The organism is Stenotrophomonas sp. (assembly GCF_032061965.1).
In the GTDB taxonomy this organism is placed as follows: domain Bacteria; phylum Pseudomonadota; class Gammaproteobacteria; order Xanthomonadales; family Xanthomonadaceae; genus Stenotrophomonas.
In genome coordinates this window covers 206,437-226,177 of record NZ_DAMBEF010000001.1, presented here as the reverse complement: position 1 = coordinate 226,177, position 19,741 = coordinate 206,437, and the positions used below count along the sequence as shown (strand labels likewise).

Sequence of the window (19,741 nt, the reverse complement as noted above, 5' to 3'; positions counted from 1 at the left end):
ACAGATTCCGTTGGTCAGACGCCAGCCCAGGTTTCCACTTCGTCGACGAAGCGGTAGATGTCGCTGTAGCGGTTGTACATGGGAGTGGGCGAGATACGGATCACATCGGGCTCGCGCCAGTCGCCAAGCACGCCAACCGATTGCAGGTACTCGAACAGCGAGCGGCCCTGCGCGCGGCCGCCGGCCACGCGCAACGACAACTGGCAACCACGACGCTCGGGCTCGGACGGGGTGATGATCTGCAGCACGTTGTCCAGGCGGGCCCGCACCATGGTTTCCAGATAGCCGGTCAGCTTGATTGACTTGGCGCGCAGCGCTGTCATGCCGGCCTCGTCGTACAGGGCCAGCGATGCGCGCAGCGGGGCGAGCCCGAGTACTGGCGGATTGCTCAGCTGCCAGCCTTCGGCACCCAGCTCCGGGACGAATTCCGGTGCCATCTGGAAGCGGGTCGATTGCTCGTGGCCCCACCAACCGGCAAAGCGCGGCAATGAGGTGTCCTTGGCATGGCGCTCGTGCACGAAGGCGCCGGCCACGGCGCCGGGACCGGCGTTGAGGTATTTGTAGTGGCACCAGACCGCAAAGTCCGGGGCGACGTCATGCAGCGCCAGCGGTACATTGCCGACCGAATGGGCGAGATCGAAACCGATATTGGCGCCTTGCGCGCGTGCCAGACGGGTGATTGCGTCCAGATCGAACACTTGCCCGCTGCGGTACTGCACACCTGGCCACAGCACCAGCGCGACGCGCTTGCCGTGCTCGCTGATGGCGCGCTCGATGGCCTGCATCGAAATGGTGCCGTTGGCTTCGTCCGGCTGCACTTCGATCAGGTCGGTGGCCGGGTTGAAGCCGTGGAAGCGGATCTGGGCTTCCACCGCGTGGCGATCGGTGGGGAAGGCGCCGGCTTCCATCAGGATCGCCGGGCGCTCGCTGGTCGGGCGATAGAAGCTGACCATCATCAGGTGCAGGTTCACGCTCAGCGTGTTCATGGCCACCACTTCGTGCGGCAGTGCGCCGACCACACCGGCCAGCGAATCGCGCACAAGGCGGTGATAGCTCAACCACTGGGTCGGGCCGGTGAAGTGGCCTTCCACCGCGATGCGCGCCCACTGGTCCATCACTTCCTGCACCATCGCCTGCGCACCGCGTGGTTGCAGGCCCAGGGAGTTGCCGACGAAGTAAGTCTGGTCGCCACCGCCGTGCTGCGGGATCAGGAACTGGCTGCGCAGATGGCGCAGTGGATCGGCGGCATCAAGCGCGGTGGCATGGGCAGGTGACAGCGTTTCGTTCATCGGTGCGGACACGTCGAGGATGTAGCCGCAGTGTAACCGCGCCCGGCCGTTCAGACCTCCGGCGTGACCGGTTTGGGCAGCGGGTGGACAGCACCACACGCGCTACAGGTACGGTGTGCCAGCGAGGCATGGAACCGGTCAAACACCTTGGGCAGGTCGGTTTCGATGTTCTTCAGATGGAAGAATTCTTCGTAGAGTTTGTGGTTGCACTGTTGGCAGAACCACATGAAGCCATCGAGCTCATGGTCCAGGCGCTTGCGTTCAACCACCAGGCCGATCGAGCCGGGCATGCGCTGTGGTGAATGCGGCACGCGCGGCGGCAGCAGGAAGATCTCACCGGCACGGATCGGGATGTCGCGTACCGCGCCATCTTCCTGCACGCGCAGGACCATCTCACCTTCAAGCTGATAGAACCACTCCGGGCCTTCGTCGAAGTGATAGTCGCTGCGGCTGTTGGGGCCGCCGACCACCATCACGATGAAGTCGCCGTTCTCGATCATCTTGTTGCCGACTGGCGGCTTCAGGAGATGACGGTGTTCTTCGATCCAGCCGAGCAGGTTCAAGGGTAGAGGGAGCATGTGGGGCCTGTTTGTTGGCGGTAGATGCTTCCTTCTCCCTTTGGGAGAAGGTGCCCGGAGGGCCGTGCTTTCAAATCTCCTTCTCCCTCCGGGAGAAGGTGCCCGAAGGGCGGATGAGGGCAGGGGTATGACTTGGCTGGGGCGGTAGGCCCTCACCCCCAGCCCCTCTCCCGCAAGCGGGAGAGGGGAGGAGGCCTAGCTTCGGCTGGGTATTCCTCCGCTCAGTGCCTTTTGCCCTTGCGCGGCACGAAAGACAAGGCCTTCTCATACGCCGGCTGCAGCTCTTCAGGTCCGCCTACATCGATGCCCATCTCGCTGACGCGACCGTCGCGCAGGCTGTAGACCCAGCCGTGCACCATCAGCTTCTGGCCGCGGGCCCAAGCGTCCTGGACGATGGTCGAGCGGCAGGCATTGACCACCTGTTCGATCACGTTCAACTCGCACAGGCGCGCATGGCGCAGCTCCGGGTCGTCGATCTGGGAGAGGATGTCATCGTGCTTCTGCGCCACATCGCCTACATGGCGCAGCCAGTTGTCGGCCAGGCCGACGCGCACGTGGTTCAGCGCTGCATGCACGCCGCCGCAGCCGTAGTGGCCGACGATCAGGATGTGCTTGATCTTGAGCTGGTCCACCGCGTACTGGATGACGCTCAGGCAGTTCAGGTCGGTGTGTACCACCACGTTGGCGACGTTGCGATGCACGAAGATCTCGCCCGGTGCCATGCCGATGATCTGGTTGGCCGGCACGCGCGAATCGGAACAGCCGATCCAGAGGTACTCGGGGTTCTGCTGCTTGGCCAGCTGATGGAAGAACTCGGGATCTTCACGTTCGATCCGGTCCGCCCAATCGCGGTTGTTCTGCAGCAGCTTATGGATGTCTTTCATGGTGGAGCTTCCCTTGCGATCTGGAGGGGTAGGGCGTCGCTGCCGTGGTGGTGGCGACGTCGCGGGAAACGCGGCGCGGGTCAGGCATCGGCCTGGTCCCCGCGCTCACTGCGGTAGAGCTGCATCCACTGCGCCAGTTCACGGGCATCGGGCGTGTCCAGGGCCGACAAGGCCTCGATCACCGCCAACTGATTGGCCTGCGGATGGTTCTGGCTCAGTTTCAGCTTGATCTGTATCTGCTGCACGTCCAGGCGGAAGCCTACGATGGCGCGCAGTGAAGGGCGGTGATCATCGCGCTCGGGCTCGAATCGCCAGTCCTGACCGACCCGCGCTTCGTAGAAGTCACTGGTGTCGGACAGCAACTGGGCCAGCGCGGCGGCATCGTCGAAGCGATGCAGTTCACCTACCAGCTCGGCAGCAGCGTAGTTCCAGGTGGGCACGCGGGCAGCGCTTTCCTTGTCCGGGTACCAGCTGGCCGACACATACCCTTGTGGCCCGTTGACCAGCACCTTGGCGCGCCCGCTGTAGCGTGACTGCGGGTTGGCTTTGGCCCAGTGGCCGATCAGCGCGATCTGCCTGCCCTGGCGCCGGTACAGCACCGGCAGCCGGGTCAGTTCCGGCAAGCCGTCAGCGCCGGTGGTCAGCAAGGTCACAAACGGGTCGCGATCCAGCAGGCGGTCCAGCCAGTGCAGGTCGGTCTCGGCGAATGCGCCCTGGGAGAACATCAGTGCAGGTCAGGCCCTGCCGCCGAGGGATTGCACCATGCGGCCCTGCAACGTGTCGTCGTCGCCTTCCGGCGGCTGGATTTCGTGCAAGGTGAAGCCGCGCTGCAGCGCGTCTTCCTCGTCAAGGCCGTCAAAGGCGACGAACTCGGCGTCGAACAGCTGCGCGCGGGCGGTGTCCTCGCTGTCGTAGCTGAGCGTATTGCCGTCGCTGTCCAGTACCTCGGCAGTGCCGGCCGGGCGTACCCGCAGGCGCGCCCAGATCAGGGTGTTGCCGAGCTGTGCCAGCCACCACTGGTCAACGGGGGTGTCGTTATCGTTCATTTCAGTACCAGGGAATAAAGCCAAAGCAGCCCGGCCATGCCCAAACCGAACCCGATCACCATCAGGGCGATACGGGCGGGGGTAGCCAGGCCGCTGAGTGCGCGGTCATTGAGGCCGCGGTAATCGCCACTCACCAGCCAGCGCAGGGCGCGGCTGTCGAGGAAGGCAAAGCTGCCGAAACCCGACGCCACCGCCGGGTGACGGTCGCGCACATGCACCAGCGTCAGCGGCCAGAAGATCAGCAGCGCGCTGAGGCCGGCAATCGCCACGCCAACGAAGCACAGGGCGAAGAAGAGCGTCATGCGGCCAGAAACCAGTGAGGAGGAACCAGCAATGAGAGGGAGCGCATTTCGGGCACTGCGGTTGTCTTCACTGGTTCCTGTTTCCTCATCTGTGCGTTCCTCGCTGGATCAGAATTCCGCCGAGCCCGGTGCACGCGGGTAGGGGATGGCGTCGCGGATGTTGGACAGGCCGCAGACGTAGACCACCAGGCGCTCAAAGCCCAGGCCGAAACCGGCGTGCGGAACCGAGCCGTAGCGGCGGAAGTCGCGATACCACTGGTAATGTTCCGGATCCAGGCCGAACTGGGCCATGCGCGCGTCCAGCACATCCAGGCGCTCTTCGCGCTGGCTGCCGCCGATGATCTCACCGATGCCCGGGGCCAGCACGTCCATTGCCGCGACGGTCTTGCCGTCGTCGTTCAGGCGCATGTAGAAGGCCTTGATGTGCTCGGGGTAGTTGGTGACCACCACCGGGCGGCCCACATGCTCCTCGGTCAGCCAGCGCTCGTGCTCGGTCTGCAGGTCCAGGCCCCATTCGACCGGGTAGTCGAACTTCTTGCCGGACTTCTGCAGCAGGGTGATCGCATCGCTGTACTCGATGCGCTCGAACGGTGCGTTGACGAAGGATTCCAGGCGGGTGATGGCGTCCTTCTGCACGCGCTCGGCGATGAAGGCCATGTCGTCGGCGCGCTCATCGAGCACGGCGCGGAACAGGTACTTCAGGAATTCCTCGGCCACGCGCGCGTCTTCGTCCAGGTCGGCGAAGGCGATTTCCGGTTCCACCATCCAGAACTCGGCCAGGTGGCGGGTGGTGTGGCTGTTCTCGGCGCGGAAGGTCGGGCCGAAGGTATAGACCTTGCTCAGCGCCAGGCAGTAAGCCTCGACATTGAGCTGGCCGGACACGGTCAGGAAGGTTTCCTTGCCGAAGAAATCGCGGCTGAAATCAATCTCGCCATTGCCGGTGCGCGGCAGGTTGGCCATGTCCAGCGTCGAGACGCGGAACATCTGGCCGGCGCCTTCGGCATCGGAGGTGGTGACGATCGGGGTGCTGATCCAGTAGAAACCGTTCTCGTGGAAATAACGGTGCACGGCCTTGGACAGGCAGTCGCGGATACGGGTGACCGCGCCGAACAGGTTGGTGCGCGGGCGCAGGTGCGCCACTTCACGCAGGAACTCCGGCGACATCGGCTTGGGCTGGATCGGGTAGGTCAGCGGGTCTTCGACCCAGCCCACCACCTCGAGCTTCTCGGCCTGGATTTCGAAGCTCTGGCCCTTGCCCTGCGACTTGACCAGGGTGCCGGTGGCGATCACCGAGCAGCTCGGGGTCAGGTTCTTGACCTCGTCGAAATTGGACAGCTTGTCGGTGGCCACGACCTGGATCGGGGCAAAGCAGGAGCCGTCGCTGACATTGACGAAGGCCAGTCCAGCCGAGCCGCGCACCGTGCGGACCCACCCGCGGACTGTGACTTCTCCGCCTTCCGGGAACTTCCCGGCAAGGGCGTGTGCAACGCTGACCACCGTCATGACTTGAATCCTCTGTTGATCGACTCGATCTGTGAATGCGAGATTTTAGCGGTTGCGCAGCGGGCAGGCGAGGCATTTATCAAGCCTTGCGGTCCGGCGGGCCGCCCGCATCTATAATTGGACCGTAATTCTGCTGGAGTCGCCCCACCATGGCTGTTCATCTGACCCCCATCGCCCATTCCCGTGTGCAGCGCTTTGTCAGCAGCACCCCGGGCGCGTTGGGCCTGCGTTTTGGCGTGACCCGTACCGGCTGCTCGGGCTGGGGCCACATCACCGACCTGGCCAAGGATCAGCGTGAGGGCGATACCGTGTTCGAGCAGGACGGCGTACGCATCTACGTGGACGCCCAGAGCCTGCCGCTGGTGGATGGCACCGAGATCGACTACGGCAAGCAGGGTTTGAGCGAGACGTTCACCTTCAAGAACCCCAACGCAGCGGCCGAATGCGGCTGTGGCGAGAGCTTCACCACCGAAGACATGCACCGCTGAGCCAAGCCAGTGGGCCCGTAGGAGCGGGGCAAGCCGCGAAGCGTGCCGTGCGTCGGGGCCAGAAAAGCCTGGGTCGCCCCTGTAGAGCCGAGCCACGCTCGGCTGGGGCATTCCCGGCGACGCCCGGGATTGTGCATAAGGCCTCTGCCGAGCATGGCTCGGCACTACAGGCCGGTTTGGCTGGGAAAGCCTCTGCCGAGCATGGCTCGGCACTACCTGTCAGTCGGCGATCAATGGTTCTGACGCGTCCTGGCGCCGCTGCAACAGCACCGCAATTCCCCATAGCAACAGTCCAACTGCCGCCGTCGCCGCGCCCACATAACCGGTGGAGGCGTGGCCAAAGCCGGCGCCGATGGCCATGCCGCCCAGCCATGGGCCCAGTGCATTGGCGGTATTGAAGGCGGCATGGTTGGAGGCGGCGGCCAGGGTCTGCGCCTCACCGGCGGCGTCCATCAGCCGGGTTTGCAGGGCGACCGCCAATGCACCCATGGTGCCCACGGCAATGATCGCCGGGACCATCGCCCAGGCCGAATGCGCGGCCAAGGGGTACAGCAGCAGCACCACGATCGACCAGGCCAACAGCACGCCGGCGGCACGGAACTGCAGGCGGTCCACCAGCTTGCCACCGGCGATGTTGCCGATGATCGCGCCCACCCCGAACAGACCGACGGCCACCGGCATCCAGCGCTCGTTGATGCCGGTGACGTTGACCAGGGTAGGGGCCAGGTAAGTGAACACGCAGAACATGCCAGCAAAGCCAATCGCGCCGATGGCCAATGCCAGCCATACCTGGGTGCGGTTGAAGGCGCGCAATTCGCGCATCGGCGAGGTGCGGGTCTCGTTTGGGTCCGGCGGAAGCTGTCGCGCGACCATGATCACGGTGGCCAGTGCCAGCAGGCTTACCAGTACGAAGGCGCTGCGCCAATTGAATTGCTGGCCGAGCCAGGTGGTCAGCGGGTTGCCCAGCAGGATTGCGATGGACAGCCCCAGCAACACTTTTGATACCGCCGCGCCGCGCTGGTCCGGTGGACTGATCGAAGCGGCTACCAGCATCGCCACGCCGAAATAGGCGCCATGAGGCAGGCCGGCGACAAAGCGGGCCAGCAGCATTACCGGGTAGCTGGGGGCCAGGGCGCTGGCGAGGTTGCCAACCGCATAGAAGCCCATCAGCCACAGCAGCAGGGTGCGACGGCGCAGGCTGGCGCCGGCAAAGGCCAGTAGCGGGGCGCCAACCACCACGCCGATCGCGTAGGCGCTGATCAGGTGTCCCACCTGGGCCTCGGAGATGGCCAGGCCGCGGCTGATTTCCAGCATCAGTCCCATGCTGGCGAATTCGCTGGTGCCAATGGCGAAACCGCCGAGCGAGAGCGCCAGTAGGATGAAGGTGCGTTGGCGCGGCGACAGCTGCGCTGCCAGGGATAGCGGGGAATTCACGTCGGGTCCGGTTGGCGGGGCGTGGAAGCGGTTTCATAGTGTACTGTTGCGACGCAGCAATCCTCGCCATTCAAAGCACCCAAACTTGCGGATGCTGTGTTGCGCTGATCGGGGTCTGGCTTGCTTCGGGCGCTTGTCCAGTGGATAATGCTCGGCTTCCTGCGCGGTACGTGCGGGAACCCTTGCCCCACCGCGTCCACTGCGGGGGGCTGTCCGGCCCGTCAGGGCTACATCCGAAAGGTATAAAAACATGAGTCGTCATTACGAAGTCGTGTTCCTGGTCCACCCGGATCAGAGCGAACAGGTCCCCGCCATGATCGAGCGCTACAAGGCGCTGGTCGAAGCCGGCAACGGCACCATCCACCGTCTGGAAGATTGGGGCCGTCGTCAGCTGGCTTACCCGATCCAGAACCTGGTCAAGGCCCACTATGTTCTGCTGAACATCGAAGCCGACCAGGCAGTTCTGAACGAACTGACCGAGAGCTTCCGTTTCAACGACGCCGTGCTGCGCAACCTGGTCATCAAGCGTGACGAGGCTGACACCGAGCAGTCGCTGATCATGAAGAGCAAGGACGAGAAGGGTGACAAGCCCGAGCGTGGCGAGCGCCGTCGTCGTGACGACGAAGAAGGTGCATCTTCCAACAATGACGAAGCCGGCGACGACGCCGCTTCTGCTGAATAAGGAGCACTTTCATGTCCAAGTTCTTCCGCCGTCGTAAGTTCTGCAAGTTCACCGCTGAAGGCGTGAAAGAGATCGATTACAAGGATCTCAACACCCTGCGTCAGTACCTGACCGAGAACGGCAAGATCGTTCCGAGCCGCGTGACCGGCACCAAGTCCAAGTACCAGCGCCAGCTGGCAACGGCCGTCAAGCGCGCCCGTTTCCTGGCCCTGATCCCGTACACGGACAACCACGACGTCTGATACGTCCAGGAACCAGTAGCGGCTTTGCCGCGTAGGAACCAGGAACCTGGTGGAAGGCTCACCTTCACTGGCTTCTGGTTCCTGTCCTCTGGTTCCTGTCCTGAACCGTCCTATTCGGACAGCAAGCGTTGCGGTGCCATCGGCGCCGCTAACGAATAACGGAGCTACACCATGAAGCTGATTCTTATCCAGAAAGTGACCAACCTCGGCGGCCTGGGCGACCTGGTTGATGTGAAGCCGGGCTACGGCCGCAACTTCCTCGTGCCGCAGGGCAAGGCCGTGCCGGCCACCGAGACCAACATCGCCGAGTTCGAAGCCAAGCGCGCTGAGTACGAAGCCAATGCCAAGGCCTCGCACGACCAGGCCCAGGCCCGTGCCGACAAGTTCGAAGGCGCCAGCGTCACCATCGGCGCGCACGCTTCGACCGAAGGCAAGCTGTACGGTTCGGTTGGCCCGCGCGATATCGCTGAAGCCTTCACCGCTGCCGGCCTGGAGCTGAACAAGAGCGAAGTGATCCTGGGCGAAGGCGCTTTCCGCAACGTTGGCGAGTTCGACGTCATCGTCAAGCTGCACGCCGACGTGGAAGCCACCGTCAAGGTCATCGTCGAAGCCGACGCTTGATTCTGCCGGACTGGCTGTAAAGAACGGGCGCCGCAAGGCGCCCGTTTCTTTTGCCCGGCTGCTGGTGGGCGCTGGCGGCCATGGGTGTCGCTATACTCGGGTGCCAGTGCCGTGCTTTGTCTTTTGAATTCTCCGGAATATCAATGACTTGAGTTCGGGGGCTGAACCTCCGGAACCTCAATCCGGGTGTCGGCAGCGGCTGCCGATATCCGCCAACAGCCAGATTCCATGCGTCTATCCACGATCAAGCTCTCCGGTTTCAAGTCCTTCGTCGATCCCACGACGTTGCACCTGCCTACCAACATGACCGGCGTCGTCGGTCCCAATGGCTGTGGCAAGTCCAACATCATCGATGCCGTGCGCTGGGTCATGGGCGAAAGCTCGGCCAGCCGGCTGCGTGGTGACTCGCTGACCGACGTGATCTTTTCCGGCTCGGCGGGGCGCAAGCCGGTGTCGCAGGCGACCGTGGAGCTGATCTTCGACAATACCGACCACGCGATTTCCGGCGAGTACGCCTCGTTCAACGAAATCTCGGTCAAGCGCACTGTCAGTCGTGATGGCAGCAGCAATTACTACCTGAACGGCACCAAGTGTCGCCGCCGCGACATCACCGACCTGTTCCTGGGCACGGGCCTCGGTCCGCGCAGCTACTCGATCATCGAGCAGGGCATGATCAGCCAGATCATCGAGGCGCGCCCGGAAGACCTGCGCGTGTACCTGGAAGAAGCCGCCGGCATCTCCAAGTACAAGGAGCGCCGCAAGGAAACCGAAACCCGCATCCGCCATACCCGCGAGAACCTGGACCGGCTCAACGACCTGCGCGAGGAGATCGGCAAGCAGCTCGAACACCTCAAGCGGCAGGCGCGGCAGGCCGAGCAGTATCAGGGTCTGCAGGAGGAGCGGCGGGTCAAGGACGCGGAGTGGAAGGCGCTGGAATTCCGTGGTCTGGACGGACGCCTGGGTGGGCTACGCGAAGCATTGTCACGCGAGGAAACCAAGCTGCAGCAGCTCATCGCCGAGCAGCGCGAGGCCGAGAGCCGTATCGAGACCGGCCGCGTGCGCCGCGAAGAAGCCGCCGAGACCTTGAACAAGGCGCAGGCAGACGTGTATCAGGTTGGCAGCAGCCTGGCCCGCCTGGAGCAACAGATCAAGCACCAGCAGGAAATGGCGCAGCGCCTGCACAAGGCGCGCGATGAAACCCGGCAGGCACTGGCCGAGCTCGGACAGCACATCAGTGGCGATGAGGCCCGGCTTATCGTGCTGCGCGAGTCGGTGGAGAACGTTGAGCCGCAGCTGGAACAGTTGCAGGAAGAAAACGAGATACGCCAGGAGGCACTGCGCGAGGCCGAGGCCAAACTGTCCGATTGGCAACAGCGCTGGGAAGCGCATAACCGCAACACCTCCGAGGCGACGCGTTCCGGTGAAGTGGAGCGCACCCGCGTTGATTACCTCGACAAGCAGGTGCTCGAAGCCGACCGGCGCCGTGAAACCTTGCAGGGCGAACGCGCCGGGCTGGACCTGGCAGCGCTGGCCGAGGCGTTCGAGCAACTGCAGGAGCAGCACGAAACCCAGAAGCTCACCACCGAGGGCCTGACCGAGCAGGTTGAAGCGCGCAAGGCATCGGTGAGCGCACTGGAAACCCAGCAGCGCACGGCCCAGGCCGAACTGGCGGAGGTGCGCAAGCAGGCGCAGGCTGCACGCGGCCGTTTGTCATCGCTGGAAACCCTGCAGCAAGCCGCATTGGGGCAGGAGCAGGGCGCCGCGCTGGCGTGGCTGCAGGCCCACGGGCTGGAGTCCGCCGCACGCGTGGGCGAACGCATCACGGTCGAGGCTGGCTGGGAAAACGCGGTAGAAAGCGCCCTTGGGCAGCTGATCGAAGGCGTCCTGGTGGACGCGCCGGAAGCGCTGGTCGATGCCCTGGGCGAGCTGGGCGAAGGACGTCTTGCGCTGGTGTCCTCGGCGCAGGGCAAAGCCGAGTTCGCACCGACATCATTGGCGTCCAAGGTGCAGGGGCCGCTGGCCATCCGCCGCATGTTGGGCCACCTGCACGGTGCCGACGACCTGGCGGCGGCACGCACGCTGCAAGCTGGGCTGGCGGACGGCGAAGCGGTCATCACCCGCGACGGAGAGCGTCTGGGCAAGGGCTGGCTGCAGCTGTCCCGCTCGGGCGCCGCCCAGCAGGGCGCCTTGCTGCGCGAGCGCGAGATCGTGACCCTGCGCGAGCAGATTGAAACCCTGCAGGAGCGCGAAGCGACGCTCGATACCCAGCTGGGCGAAGGGCGCGAACAGCTGTTGGCCGCGGAGCAGCAGCGTGAGGAAGCACAGCGTGCGCTATACCAGGCGCACCGTGCCGGCTCGGAGCTTGCGGGCCAATTGCAGAGCCAGCAGGGGCGGCTGGACACCACCCGCACCCGCATCGAGCGCATCGAGAGCGAACTGGCGCAGCTGCTGGAAACCCTGGACGCCAGTCGCGAACAGGCCAGTGAAGCACGCGTGCGGCTGGATGAAGCCGTCAACAGCATGGGCGACCTGGAATCGACCCGGCACGCACTGGAGAGCGAGCGCCGCCAGTTGGGCGAAGCGCGCGACGCAGCGCGCGATGCAGCGCGCAATGTCCGTGACAGCATGCATTCGCTGGCACTGACGCTGGAATCCCAACGTACCCAGATCACCTCCCTGAGCCAGGCGCTGGAACGCATGTCCAGCCAGCGTGGCCAGCTTGATTCGCGCCTTGGCGAGCTGCATTCGCAGCTGGACGAGGGCGATACCCCGGTGCAGACGCTGGAAGGCGAGCACCAGAACGCGTTGGCCGAACGCGTGCGCGTCGAGCGCGTGCTGGGCGAGGCGAGGGCGCTGCTGGACGGCATTGATGCCGAACTGCGCAGCCTGGAGCAGACCCGCCACCAGCGTGACGAGCAGGCGCTCGCGCAACGTGAGCGCATTTCCCAGCGCAAGCTCGACCAGCAGGCGCTGGTGCTGAGTGCCGAGCAGCTTTCTGCGGCAGTAGAGAAGGCTGGTTTCGTGCTGCAGGACGTGATCAACACCTTGCCCGAGGAAGCCCGCCTGTCCGATTGGGAATCGGCGGTGCACCAGATCGACGGCCGCATGCGCCGCCTGGAGCCGGTCAACCTGGCTGCCATCAGCGAGTACGGCGAGGCATCGCAGCGCTCGGAGTACCTGGAAGCGCAGAACGTCGATCTCAACACCGCGCTGGAAACCCTGGAAGACGCCATCCGCAAGATCGACCGCGAGACCCGCGGTCGCTTCAAGGACACGTTTGATCGGGTCAATGCCGGCGTGCAGGCGCTCTACCCGCGCCTGTTCGGCGGCGGCCATGCCTACCTGGAGCTGACCGGCGAAGACCTGCTCGACACCGGCGTCACCATCATGGCGCGCCCGCCGGGCAAACGCGTGTCCAGCATCTCGCTGCTGTCCGGTGGTGAGAAGGCCATGACGGCGGTGGCCCTGGTCTTTGCCATCTTCCAGCTCAACCCGGCCCCGTTCTGCCTGCTGGACGAGGTGGACGCGCCGCTGGACGAGGCCAACGTGGGGCGCCTGGCCAACATGGTCAAGGAGATGAGTGAGAAGGTGCAGTTCCTGTTTGTCAGCCACAACAAGGCGACCATGGAGGCTGCCCACCAGTTGTCGGGCGTGACCATGCGCGAGCCGGGCGTCAGCCGCTTGGTCAGCGTGGACCTGGAAGAAGCCGCGCGATTGGCGGGCGCGGCCTGACGTGCCATTCTGTAACCATCTGAACGATTAATCCGGAGACTTCAACGCATGTCCGACATGGCACTGTTGCGTATCGGCATTCTGGTTGCCGGCGTGCTGCTGATTGCAGCCATCTTCCTCTTCGGTCGGCCCAAGAAGCTTGCCCAGGGCAAGCGCAAGGAGCCGGTCGATGGCGACCGTCAGCGCCGCGAGCCGGTGCTCGGTGGCGAGGCGCAAGCCGATGACGCGGTTGTCGGTGTGGATGCCGACGGCGACGCGGTCAGCCAGGCCGAGCTTGGACTGCCCGATGTTGATCCGGCCAGCGCCAGCGATCTGGGCAAGCGGCCCACGCAGGATTTCGACAAGATCGTGTCGCTGTACGTGGCGGCCCGGGCCGGGACGGTGCTGCGCGGCGAGGACATCGTGGTCGCCGCGGAAAAGACCGGGCTGGTTTTTGGTTACATGAATGTGTTCCACCGCCTGGTGGAGGGCCACCCGGAACGCGGGCCGATCTTCTCGATGGCCAGCATCATGAAACCGGGCAGTTTCGACATGGCGACCATCCGTGAGCTGGAAACCCCGGCCATCGCTTTCTTCCTGACCTTGCCGGCGCCGATGACCGCGCTCGACGCATGGGAGAAGATGCTGCCAACCGTGCAACGCATGGGCGAGCTGCTCGATGGCGTGGTGCTGGATGACAGCCGCAATGCACTGGGCCGCCAGCGCATCGCGCATATCCGCGATGACCTGCGCGCCTATGACCGCCAGCACCAGGCGCCGCCGCTGACCAAGTCGCCACGCTGGTAAGGCGCTGGAAGTTACCCCTCCAACGCTCCCGAGCGCTACGCGAAAGGGAGCGGGGCAGGGCTTTGCCCCGCTCTTTGCCGCAGGCAAGGGGAGGGCCGGTGAGGGAACAGTTCGTAGCAAACCTAGCCGCGTCGGCAATGCCGTCTTTTACCGCGCCAACACTTCGCGCAGGTAAAATCTCCGCATGACCCAAGACACCGCCGCAACCCAGCGCATCAGCGAACTCCGCCGCCAGCTGGCCGCCGCCTCGCGTGCTTACCACGAGCGCGACGAATTGATCATTCCGGATGCCGAGTACGACCGCCTGATGCGGGAACTCGAAGCGTTGGAAGCCGCTCACCCGGAACTGGACAGCGCCGATTCGCCCAGTCACCAGGTGGGTGGCAAGGCTTCTTCACGCTTTACCGAGGTGGTGCACGCGGTGCCCATGCTGTCGCTCGGCAATGCCTTCAGCGACGATGAGGTTCATGACTTCGTGCGTCGTATCGACGAGCGCCTGCGCCGTCCGCAGTTGTTGTTCTCGGCCGAGCCCAAGCTTGATGGCCTGGCCATCAACCTGCGCTATGAAGACGGCGTATTCGTCCAGGGCGCGACCCGTGGTGACGGTGCGACCGGCGAGGACGTCAGTGCCAACCTGCGCCAGATCAAGGTCATCCCGCAGCGCCTGAGCGGGCAGGGTTGGCCGCGGGTGCTGGAAGTGCGCGGTGAAGTGTTCATGCCGCGCGCCGATTTTGAACGTTACAACGAGCAGGCGCGACTGCACGGCGGCAAGGTGCTGGCCAATCCGCGCAATGGTGCGGCGGGTTCGTTGCGCCAACTCGATCCCAAGGTAAGCGCGCAGCGCCCGTTGAGCTTCTATGCCTATGGCTTGGGTGAAGTCAGTGGCGGCGAGCTGCCGGCCACGCACTCGGGCACGCTGGCACAGTTGGCGCAATGGGGCTTCCCGGTCAGCGATCTGTGCAAGGTTGTGGAGGGTGCCGCCGGTTTGCTGGCGTATTACCGCGATATCGGTGAGCGCCGCGACAGCCTGGCCTTCGACATCGACGGCGTGGTCTACAAGCTCGACGATCGCGAAGGCCAGCAGGAAATGGGCTTCGTCTCGCGCGCTCCGCGCTGGGCCATCGCGCACAAGTTCCCCGCACAGGAACAGACCACCACCGTCGAAGCGATCGAGATCCAGATTGGTCGCACCGGTGCCGCTACGCCGGTAGCGCGCTTGAAGCCGGTGCATGTGGCCGGCGTGGTGGTGACCAATGCCACCCTGCACAACGCTGACCAGATCGCACGCCTGGATGTACGTGTTGGCGATACCGTGATCGTACGTCGTGCCGGTGATGTCATTCCCGAGGTGGTCAGCGTCATCGCCGATCGCCGCCCCGATGGCACGACGCCGTGGCAGATGCCGCATGAATGCCCGGTCTGTGGATCGGAGATCGTCCGTGAAGAAGGCGAGGCCGCGTGGCGTTGCTCGGGTGAGCTCAGTTGCCCGGCGCAGCGCAAGGAGGCCATCGCCCACTTTGCCTCGCGCAAGGCGATGGACATCGATGGCCTGGGCGACAAGTACATTGAAACCCTGGTGGACGCCGGCATCGTGCGCGGTGTTGCCGACCTGTACGCGCTGAGCCGCGACCAGCTGCTGGTGCTCAAGCTGGCGCTGGATGCGGATTCGCCCGAGGCGTTGGCCGCGCAGCTGGGCCTGCACCTGCAACCGCACGGCAGCGGCGACACGCTCAACAGCATCCTGAAATTGGATGCCAACGATGCGTCGTGGCGGGCGCAGGCATTGTCCGTGCCCGCGAGCTTCCAGTGGAATACCAAGAAAATCGCCACGAAATGGGCCGACAACCTCATCGCCGCGATCGCGGCCAGCCGCAACACCACGCTGGAACGTCTGCTGTTTGCGCTGGGCATCGAGCATGTGGGTGAGAGTACGGCCAAGGCGCTGTCGGCCTGGTTCGGCGACCTGGACCTGATCCGGCACCTGCCATGGCCCATGTTCAAGCGGGTGCCTGACATCGGTGGCGAAGTGGCACGCTCGATCGGTCACTTCATGGCCCAGCCGGGCAACCAGAAGGCCATCGATGCGCTTCTGGATCGTGGCGTGCAGATCAGCGATACGCATGCGCCCAACCCAAAACTGCGCAGCGATCTGACACTGGCCACGCTGCTCGCCGATCTGGAAATTCCGAAGGTGACGGCGGTGCGCGCGCGTCAGTTGGCTGAAGCATTTCCCTCGGTCGAGGCGATACGCGACGAAAGTGCGCACAACTTCGTCACTGCCGGCTTGCCTGCGGAAACTGCCAATACGCTGGTGCGTTGGCTGGAAGACGATGCCAATGCCGGCCTGTTGACGGCCGCGGGTGAGGCCCTGAATGCGTTGCTGCAGATCACCCCGGAGGCGCAGGCGCAGGTTGCCGGGCCGCTGGAGGGTCAGACTGCCGTGCTCACCGGCACGCTGGTGCAGATGAGTCGCGACGTGGCCAAGGGCAAGCTGGAAGCGCTGGGGGCCAAGGTGGCCGGCAGCGTGTCGAAGAAAACCAGCTTCGTGGTCGCCGGCAGCGAAGCCGGCTCAAAGTTGGACAAGGCCAACGAGTTGGGCGTTCCGGTATGGGACGAGGCGCAATTGTTGGCCTTCCTTGCAGAACATGGACAATGAAATGAGTAACGACTTGCAGGTAAAGATAGCCGGGCCAGACGACTTTGCCCGGCTTATCGCGATGGTGCGCGATTTCTATGTCGAGGATCGCATTCCCTACCAGCCGGAGCTGGTGGAGCCGGGGCTGCATGCGGTGCTGGAAAATCCGCAGTACGGCGCGGTGCTGCTGTTGTCGGGCGACGACATCGGGCTGGTTGGCTATATCACCCTGGGCTGGTGTTTCAGCGTCGAACAGGGAGGTCGATTCGTGCTGCTCGATGAACTGTACCTGGCACCTGCGGCGCGCGGCCGTGGCTGGGGCCATCAAGCATTGGCACACGCACGCGACTGGGCGGCCGGGCAGGGCGCAGCGGTGATCCGGCTGGAGGTCAACCATCACAACGCCAAGGCCAAGGCCTTGTACCTGGGCGCGGGTTATCGCGACGACGAGCGCGATATCCTGACCCTGCCATTGACCGCTACGAGCGGGAGCCTGCATTCGTGATCGAGGCCCTGCGCCGCCGTGCCCGGCTGAACGCGATGATTCGCGAATTTTTCGCGCGTCGCGACGTGCTGGAGGTTGAAACCCCGATCATGTCGGCCGCGGGTAATACCGAGCCGAACATCCAGGGCTTCCAGACCCGTTTCACCGGGCACGTCGATGCCGGCTCGCCTGTGCGCTGGTTGCGTACCTCGCCGGAGTACCCGCTCAAGCGCCTGCTCGCTGCTGGCGTGGGTGATTGCTATGAACTGGGGCGGGTATTCCGTAATGGCGAAGCCGGTGGTCGCCACAATCCTGAATTCACCATGCTGGAGTGGTACCGGCTGGGCTGGGACCATCACCAGTTGATCGACGAGACCATCAGCCTGGTGCAGGCGTCCCTGCAGTTGGTCGGGCGGGAACCGGCTTCGGTTCGCATCGTCAGCTACCGGCAATTGTTCATCGATGGCATCGGTCTTGATCCGTTCGACGCCAGCGAAGCGGAGCTGCGGGCCGGGTTGGGCGACGTCGGTATCCAGCCGGACGGGCTCAATCGCGATGACTGGCTGGATCTGTTGATGAGCCATCGTATTCAGTCGTTGTTTGCGACCAATGCCATAACCGTCATTCACGACTGGCCCGCCAGCCAGGCGGCACTGGCAAAGATCCGCCCGGGTGAGCCGCCCCTGGCGGAGCGCTTCGAGCTCTACCTCGGGCCGGTAGAGCTGGCAAACGGATATCACGAACTGAACGATGCCATCGAGCAGCGCCAACGGTTCGCGCGTGATCTGGCCATCCGGCATGGTCGCGGTGCCGAGCTGCCGCCGCTGGATGAGCATTTTCTAGCTGCGTTGCCGCAGTTGCCGGCCTGTGCGGGGGTTGCAGTGGGGGTGGACCGCCTGTTGATGGCGCTGACCGGCACCTCGCGGATCGCGGATGTCCTGGCCTTCGATTTCGCCAGCGCCTGATTCGGCATTGATTCCTGTCATGGACGGGCCATCTGGCTGCGACCATGATGATGCTTTGCTCACACTGACTGAGGCAGGCTGCTTGCGACCGATATCCATCAGGGCGGGAGGGATCAGGCGGATGAAGCTTGTTTGCGGCCTCTTGCTGCTGGTCTCTCCGTCGCTGTTCGCCGCAGGCAAGGAGAATCCGCCGGTTTCCGCGGGCGGTGTGGTGCGTTGCGAGTCCGAGGATGAATTGCGCGTCCTGTGCAGGATGGACACCGCCCAGGGCGTGCAGATGGTGCGACAGCTGTCGACCAGGGATTGCATCCGCGAAAGCAGCTGGGGCGTCGACGGGGAGGCTGTCTGGGTCAGTGACGGCTGCCGGGCGGAGTTTGCACCGCGCAGGCAATCCAGCCGGGTGTCGCGACGTGTCGTGCGTTGCGAGTCCAAGGGAAGGGTTGAGGTATGTCCGGTGGTGTTGCGCGGCGCGCCGGTGCGCTTGCTGCGCCAGCAGTCGGTGCTGCCCTGCCGTGAGGGGCGCAGCTGGGGCTATGGCCGCAATGAAATCTGGGTAAGTCGTGGCTGCCAGGGCCAGTTCGAGGTGGGTGCCGAGGATGGATCGGGGTTCGTCGATGTGCCGCGTCGCCTCACGTGTGAATCCAAGGGCGAATTGCGCCGCGAATGCGGGGTGAGCGTGGTGCGCCGGGTGTCCTTGGTGAAGCAGCTGTCCCACGCTGAATGCCGTGAGGGTGACAGTTGGGGCTGGGATCGTTTCGGGGTCTGGGTCGACAAGGGCTGCCGGGCGGAATTCTCTGCTGATTGAGCGGCTGGATCTGCGCCGCGGCGAGCGCGCCGATTACAATGCCGGCATGAACGATACCCACGCCATTGATTACGCCCGCTACGACCACATCCGCCCGATCCGCTGGACCGGCCAGGCATTGGAGCTGCTGGACCAGCGCAAGCTGCCGTTCGTGGTCGAGCATGTGCTGTGCGAAGACAGCGACGCCGTTGCCGAAGCCATTCATGCACTGACCGTGCGCGGCGCGCCAGCGATCGGCATTGCCGCCGCCTGGGGCGTGGTGCTGGCAGCACACGATGTGCAGGCCGCCGATGGGGCCGCGGCGTTGGCGGCATTGGAGCCGGCGCTACAGCGCCTGAATGCTTCGCGGCCGACCGCAGTCAACCTGGCTTGGGCGCTGGCGCGCATGCGCCGCGTGCTGGCGGGGGCAGGGGCGGACTGGAAACAGGTGCTGGCACTTGAAGCCCAGGCCATTGCCGACGAAGACCTGGCGGCCAATCGCCATATGGGCGCGTTGGGTGCCGAGCTGATCGCGCCGGGCAGTGGCGTGCTGACCCATTGCAACACCGGTTCTTTGGCTACCGCGGGATTCGGCACCGCGTTGGGCGTGATCCGCGCCGGCAAGGCGCAGCAGCGTATCGAGCAGGTGTTTGCCGGTGAGACCCGGCCGTGGCTGCAGGGCGCCCGCCTGACCGTGTGGGAATTGCAGCAGGATGGCATCGACGCGACCCTGGTAGCCGATTCGGCGGCCTCCCACCTGATGAAGACCGGCGCGGTGCAATGGGTGATCGTGGGTGCGGACCGCATCTGCGCCAACGGTGATACCGCCAACAAGATTGGTACCTACCAGCTGGCCATTGCCGCCCGCCATCACGGGGTCAAGTTCATGGTGGTGGCGCCATCCTCGACCGTGGACATGGGCACTGCACATGGCGACGAGATCGAGATCGAGCAGCGTGATCCGGCGGAGCTGTTTGGGGTGGGCGGGGTGCGTACCGTGGCCGAAGGCATTGCCGCCTGGAACCCGGTGTTCGACGTGACCCCGGGCGAGTTGATTGATGCCATTGTCACCGACCGTGGCGTGATCCTGAAGCCGGATCTGGCAGCCATGGCAGCTGCCTTCCCAAGGTAGAGCCGGGCCATGCCAGGCAGGGGCTTTCCCGGCAATGCCGGAAAAGCTGCCCTCACCCCAACCCCTCTCCCGTAGACGGGAGAGGGGCATAAAGCGATTCCTGTAGTGCCGAGCCCTGCTCGGCAGAAGCTTTCCCGATAGCGCCCAACCCGGC

The 19,741-nt window shown here is 64.6% G+C and carries 19 protein-coding genes; 11 read left to right on the top strand and 8 right to left on the bottom strand.

Going from position 1 to position 19,741, the window contains the following annotated elements; genetic code table 11:
- Positions 1-14 precede the first annotated feature (14 nt).
- The 7 genes from kynU to asnS form a co-directional block, all read right to left on the bottom strand.
- A complete protein-coding gene (kynU, locus tag RT460_RS00890; RefSeq protein ID WP_313316589.1) occupies positions 15-1,289 on the bottom strand; it encodes a kynureninase in 1,275 nt (424 codons plus the stop codon).
- Positions 1,290-1,339: 50 nt separating this feature from the next.
- Positions 1,340-1,867 carry a 3-hydroxyanthranilate 3,4-dioxygenase gene (locus RT460_RS00885; RefSeq protein ID WP_313316588.1) on the bottom strand — a complete coding sequence of 176 codons (528 nt, stop codon included), beginning with the start codon at positions 1,865-1,867 and terminating at the stop codon, positions 1,340-1,342.
- A gap of 221 nt (positions 1,868-2,088) precedes the next feature.
- Positions 2,089-2,751, bottom strand: a complete 663-nt coding sequence (gene can / locus RT460_RS00880; protein ID WP_313316587.1) for a carbonate dehydratase — start codon at positions 2,749-2,751, stop codon at positions 2,089-2,091.
- A gap of 80 nt (positions 2,752-2,831) precedes the next feature.
- Positions 2,832-3,476 carry an FMN-binding negative transcriptional regulator gene (locus RT460_RS00875; protein ID WP_313316586.1) on the bottom strand — a complete coding sequence of 215 codons (645 nt, stop codon included), beginning with the start codon at positions 3,474-3,476 and terminating at the stop codon, positions 2,832-2,834.
- 9 nt (positions 3,477-3,485) lie between these two features.
- Positions 3,486-3,797: a hypothetical protein gene (locus RT460_RS00870; RefSeq protein ID WP_313316585.1), complete on the bottom strand. Its 312-nt coding sequence runs from the start codon at positions 3,795-3,797 to the stop codon at positions 3,486-3,488.
- Positions 3,794-4,099: a hypothetical protein gene (locus RT460_RS00865; RefSeq protein WP_313316584.1), complete on the bottom strand. Its 306-nt coding sequence runs from the start codon at positions 4,097-4,099 to the stop codon at positions 3,794-3,796. Before RT460_RS00865 ends, RT460_RS00870 begins: the two co-directional genes overlap by 4 nt.
- Before the next feature lie 108 nt (positions 4,100-4,207).
- Positions 4,208-5,602, bottom strand: a complete 1,395-nt coding sequence (gene asnS, locus RT460_RS00860; protein WP_313316583.1) for an asparagine--tRNA ligase — start codon at positions 5,600-5,602, stop codon at positions 4,208-4,210.
- A 149-nt stretch (positions 5,603-5,751) separates the two neighbouring features.
- Here asnS and RT460_RS00855 point away from each other — a divergent pair, with 149 nt between their 5' ends.
- Positions 5,752-6,090, top strand: a complete 339-nt coding sequence (locus RT460_RS00855) for an iron-sulfur cluster assembly accessory protein (RefSeq protein WP_313316582.1) — start codon at positions 5,752-5,754, stop codon at positions 6,088-6,090.
- A 219-nt stretch (positions 6,091-6,309) separates the two neighbouring features.
- Here the strand turns inward: RT460_RS00855 and RT460_RS00850 are convergent, their stop codons facing one another.
- Positions 6,310-7,524, bottom strand: a complete 1,215-nt coding sequence (locus RT460_RS00850) for an MFS transporter (RefSeq protein ID WP_313316581.1) — start codon at positions 7,522-7,524, stop codon at positions 6,310-6,312.
- A 250-nt stretch (positions 7,525-7,774) separates the two neighbouring features.
- Here RT460_RS00850 and rpsF point away from each other — a divergent pair, with 250 nt between their 5' ends.
- The 10 genes from rpsF to mtnA all read left to right on the top strand — a co-directional run bounded on the left by rpsF (position 7,775) and on the right by mtnA (position 19,587).
- A complete protein-coding gene (gene rpsF, locus RT460_RS00845; RefSeq protein ID WP_282266085.1) occupies positions 7,775-8,206 on the top strand; it encodes a 30S ribosomal protein S6 in 432 nt (143 codons plus the stop codon).
- A gap of 11 nt (positions 8,207-8,217) precedes the next feature.
- Complete coding sequence (gene rpsR / locus RT460_RS00840) at positions 8,218-8,448, top strand: 30S ribosomal protein S18 (RefSeq protein ID WP_002804494.1); 231 nt, start codon at positions 8,218-8,220, stop codon at positions 8,446-8,448.
- Between the two features lie 171 nt (positions 8,449-8,619).
- Positions 8,620-9,069: a 50S ribosomal protein L9 gene (rplI, locus tag RT460_RS00835; protein ID WP_313316580.1), complete on the top strand. Its 450-nt coding sequence runs from the start codon at positions 8,620-8,622 to the stop codon at positions 9,067-9,069.
- A 228-nt stretch (positions 9,070-9,297) separates the two neighbouring features.
- The gene (gene smc / locus RT460_RS00830; RefSeq protein WP_313316579.1) at positions 9,298-12,801 is read left to right on the top strand and encodes a chromosome segregation protein SMC; all 3,504 of its coding nucleotides are present in this window, start codon (positions 9,298-9,300) and stop codon (positions 12,799-12,801) included.
- Between the two features lie 48 nt (positions 12,802-12,849).
- The gene (gene zipA / locus RT460_RS00825) at positions 12,850-13,587 is read left to right on the top strand and encodes a cell division protein ZipA (RefSeq protein ID WP_313316578.1); all 738 of its coding nucleotides are present in this window, start codon (positions 12,850-12,852) and stop codon (positions 13,585-13,587) included.
- A 184-nt stretch (positions 13,588-13,771) separates the two neighbouring features.
- A complete protein-coding gene (ligA, locus tag RT460_RS00820; protein ID WP_313316576.1) occupies positions 13,772-16,243 on the top strand; it encodes an NAD-dependent DNA ligase LigA in 2,472 nt (823 codons plus the stop codon).
- A 1-nt stretch (position 16,244) separates the two neighbouring features.
- Positions 16,245-16,727 (top strand): GNAT family N-acetyltransferase, encoded by a 483-nt coding sequence (locus RT460_RS00815; RefSeq protein WP_313316575.1) that lies wholly within the window; start codon positions 16,245-16,247, stop codon positions 16,725-16,727.
- Positions 16,724-17,671, top strand: a complete 948-nt coding sequence (epmA, locus tag RT460_RS00810; protein WP_313316574.1) for an EF-P lysine aminoacylase EpmA — start codon at positions 16,724-16,726, stop codon at positions 17,669-17,671. The genes RT460_RS00815 and epmA overlap by 4 nt, the downstream gene beginning before the upstream one ends.
- Before the next feature lie 121 nt (positions 17,672-17,792).
- The gene (locus RT460_RS00805; protein WP_313316573.1) at positions 17,793-18,476 is read left to right on the top strand and encodes a DUF3011 domain-containing protein; all 684 of its coding nucleotides are present in this window, start codon (positions 17,793-17,795) and stop codon (positions 18,474-18,476) included.
- Positions 18,477-18,522: 46 nt separating this feature from the next.
- Positions 18,523-19,587, top strand: coding sequence for an S-methyl-5-thioribose-1-phosphate isomerase (gene mtnA / locus RT460_RS00800; protein ID WP_313316572.1), 1,065 nt, complete (start codon positions 18,523-18,525; stop codon positions 19,585-19,587).
- The last annotated feature ends 154 nt before the right edge of the window (positions 19,588-19,741 follow it).

Bases quoted from the DNA above. Each gene is read 5' to 3' on its own strand.
- ligA (WP_313316576.1), top strand. From the start codon at position 13,772: ATGACCCAAGACACCGCCGCAACCCAGCGCATCAGCGAACTCCGCCGC.
- mtnA (WP_313316572.1), top strand. From the start codon at position 18,523: ATGAACGATACCCACGCCATTGATTACGCCCGCTACGACCACATCCGC.
- rplI (WP_313316580.1), top strand. From the start codon at position 8,620: ATGAAGCTGATTCTTATCCAGAAAGTGACCAACCTCGGCGGCCTGGGC.
- RT460_RS00865 (WP_313316584.1), bottom strand. From the start codon at position 4,099: ATGACGCTCTTCTTCGCCCTGTGCTTCGTTGGCGTGGCGATTGCCGGC.
- RT460_RS00875 (WP_313316586.1), bottom strand. From the start codon at position 3,476: ATGTTCTCCCAGGGCGCATTCGCCGAGACCGACCTGCACTGGCTGGAC.
- RT460_RS00855 (WP_313316582.1), top strand. From the start codon at position 5,752: ATGGCTGTTCATCTGACCCCCATCGCCCATTCCCGTGTGCAGCGCTTT.
- rpsR (WP_002804494.1), top strand. From the start codon at position 8,218: ATGTCCAAGTTCTTCCGCCGTCGTAAGTTCTGCAAGTTCACCGCTGAA.
- RT460_RS00885 (WP_313316588.1), bottom strand. From the start codon at position 1,867: ATGCTCCCTCTACCCTTGAACCTGCTCGGCTGGATCGAAGAACACCGT.
- zipA (WP_313316578.1), top strand. From the start codon at position 12,850: ATGTCCGACATGGCACTGTTGCGTATCGGCATTCTGGTTGCCGGCGTG.
- asnS (WP_313316583.1), bottom strand. From the start codon at position 5,602: ATGACGGTGGTCAGCGTTGCACACGCCCTTGCCGGGAAGTTCCCGGAA.
- kynU (WP_313316589.1), bottom strand. From the start codon at position 1,289: ATGAACGAAACGCTGTCACCTGCCCATGCCACCGCGCTTGATGCCGCC.
- can (WP_313316587.1), bottom strand. From the start codon at position 2,751: ATGAAAGACATCCATAAGCTGCTGCAGAACAACCGCGATTGGGCGGAC.
- RT460_RS00815 (WP_313316575.1), top strand. From the start codon at position 16,245: ATGAGTAACGACTTGCAGGTAAAGATAGCCGGGCCAGACGACTTTGCC.
- smc (WP_313316579.1), top strand. From the start codon at position 9,298: ATGCGTCTATCCACGATCAAGCTCTCCGGTTTCAAGTCCTTCGTCGAT.
- rpsF (WP_282266085.1), top strand. From the start codon at position 7,775: ATGAGTCGTCATTACGAAGTCGTGTTCCTGGTCCACCCGGATCAGAGC.
- RT460_RS00870 (WP_313316585.1), bottom strand. From the start codon at position 3,797: ATGAACGATAACGACACCCCCGTTGACCAGTGGTGGCTGGCACAGCTC.
- RT460_RS00805 (WP_313316573.1), top strand. From the start codon at position 17,793: ATGAAGCTTGTTTGCGGCCTCTTGCTGCTGGTCTCTCCGTCGCTGTTC.